We start from the raw sequence: 2,331 nt of genomic DNA, 5'->3' as shown, positions 1-2,331 counted from the left end.
GACTGGCAGCGGCCGCACTCGGTGCAGGTGGAGAAGTCGAGGATGCCCTTCCAGGAGAAGTGCTCGACCTGGGAGACGCCGAAGACGGCGTCGTCGGCCGGGTCCTCGAAGTCGATCGGCTGACCACCGCTGGTCATCGGGCGCAGGGCGCCGAGCGCGGTGCCGCCGTCCTCCTCGCGCTTGAAGTAGATGTTGAAGAACGCCAGGAACCGGTGCCAGGCCACACCCATCGAGGGGTTGAGGCCGATGGTGGTCGCCCACGCGAACGAGATGCAGATCTTCAGCATCGCGAAGAAGTAGATCAGGTTCTCCAGCGTGCCGTGCGACAGGCCGCTGAGCGCGGAGACCAGCGGGTACGAGAACAGGTGCTCGGGCCCGTACGAGTCGACGCCGTTGAGGGCGCCCTCCAGGGCGCGCAGCATCAGGATGCAGAGACCGATGCCGAGGATCGTGTACTCGACGTAGAAGGCCTGCCAGGCGATCGAGCCGGCGAACCGGGACTTGCGGCCGGACCGGGACGGCAGGCTGAGCAGCCGGATCACGATCAGGGTGATGATGCCCAGCGTGGTGAGGGTGCCGAGCAGTTCGACGAAGAGCTGCCAGAGCATCCAGTGGCCGATGACCGGCAGCGCGAAGTCGGCGTCGAAGAGCTGGCCGAAGGCGTTGACGATGGTCAGCACCAGGCTGAAGAAGCCGACCGCGACGAACCAGTGCGCGACGCCGACGACACCCCAGCGGTTCATCCGGGTGTGGCCGACGAACTCGACCGCGACGGTCTTCACCCGCTGCGCGGGCTGCCCGAACCTGGTGGGGTCGGACTGGCCGGTCCGCACCACCTTGAAGATGTACAGCGCCGCACGGGCGGCGAGCGCGGTGCCGATCACGAACGTGACCAGCGAGATGACGATCGCTGCTAGTTGCATCGGCTCTCCGTCTCCTGCGGCTTTGCTGGGTTGGCGGTATCTCCAGAACGAGTGTACTCGTCGGTAACTTCCTGGGCCGACGGCCCGGACATTACCGTTTGTCAACTCTTCTCCAGAAGATGTTCAAGGTATGGCGGCAGTCACGTGAGCGCACACTCACCACGCCCGCCGGCCGGGCCCGCCCGGCCCCGGCCCCGTCACGTCCCAGCGGAACCGCTCAGCAAAGTTGAGCGCCACCGACTCATGGCTGTTGACGCTCCCCGCCGAGTCGTGCATCCTTGAGCCCGTAAAGCTCAACTCTTCCGTGGAGGTACCAACGATGGCACGCGCGGTCGGCATCGACCTCGGTACGACGAACTCGGTCGTCAGCGTCCTTGAGGGTGGCGAGCCCACCGTCATCACGAACGCCGAGGGTGCGCGGACCACGCCGTCCGTCGTGGCCTTCGCAAAGAACGGCGAGGTCCTCGTCGGTGAGGTGGCCAAGCGCCAGGCCGTCACCAACGTCGACCGGACCATCCGCTCGGTCAAGCGCCACATGGGCACCGGGTGGAAGATCAACCTGGACGGCAAGGACTTCAACCCGCAGCAGATCAGCGCGTTCGTGCTGCAGAAGCTGAAGCGCGACGCCGAGGCCTACCTGGGCGAGACGGTCACCGACGCCGTCATCACCGTCCCGGCGTACTTCTCCGACTCGGAGCGCCAGGCCACCAAGGAGGCCGGTGAGATCGCGGGCCTCAACGTCCTGCGCATCGTCAACGAGCCGACCGCGGCCGCCCTGGCCTACGGCCTGGACAAGGACGACCAGACCATCCTGGTCTTCGACCTCGGCGGCGGCACCTTCGACGTCTCGCTGCTGGAGATCGGCGACGGGGTCGTCGAGGTGAAGGCCACCAACGGTGACAACCACCTCGGTGGTGACGACTGGGACCAGAAGGTCGTCGACCACCTGGTCAAGGTCTTCCAGGCCGGCCACGGCGTCGACCTGTCCAAGGACAAGATGGCCCTCCAGCGTCTGCGCGAGGCCGCCGAGAAGGCCAAGATCGAGCTGTCCTCGTCCTCCGAGACCTCGATCAACCTGCCCTACATCACGGCCTCCGCCGAGGGCCCGCTGCACCTGGACGAGAAGCTCACCCGGGCCCAGTTCCAGCAGCTGACCTCGGACCTGCTGGAGCGCTGCAAGGTCCCGTTCCACAACGTGATCAAGGACGCCGGCATCTCGCTCTCCGAGATCGACCACGTCGTCCTCGTCGGCGGCTCGACCCGCATGCCCGCCGTCGCCGAGCTCGTCCGCGAGCTGACCGGCGGCAAGGACGCCAACAAGGGCGTCAACCCGGACGAGGTCGTCGCCATCGGCGCCGCGCTCCAGGCCGGTGTCCTCAAGGGCGAGGTCAAGGACGTTGCTCGACGT

At 66.8% G+C, this 2,331-nt stretch carries 2 pseudogenes; one reads left to right on the top strand and one right to left on the bottom strand.

The window, feature by feature from the left end:
* Positions 1-923: pseudogene (locus C2142_RS40065) on the bottom strand (Fe-S oxidoreductase); the annotation flags it as partial.
* A gap of 319 nt (positions 924-1,242) precedes the next feature.
* On the opposite strand from C2142_RS40065, the pseudogene C2142_RS40060 reads away from it, so the two are divergent.
* Positions 1,243-2,331, top strand: a pseudogene (locus C2142_RS40060) (Hsp70 family protein); the annotation flags it as partial.

This window comes from Streptomyces sp. CB01881 (genome assembly GCF_002953255.1).
GTDB lineage: Bacteria > Actinomycetota > Actinomycetes > Streptomycetales > Streptomycetaceae > Kitasatospora.
This window is presented reverse-complemented; position numbering and strand designations above follow the sequence as displayed.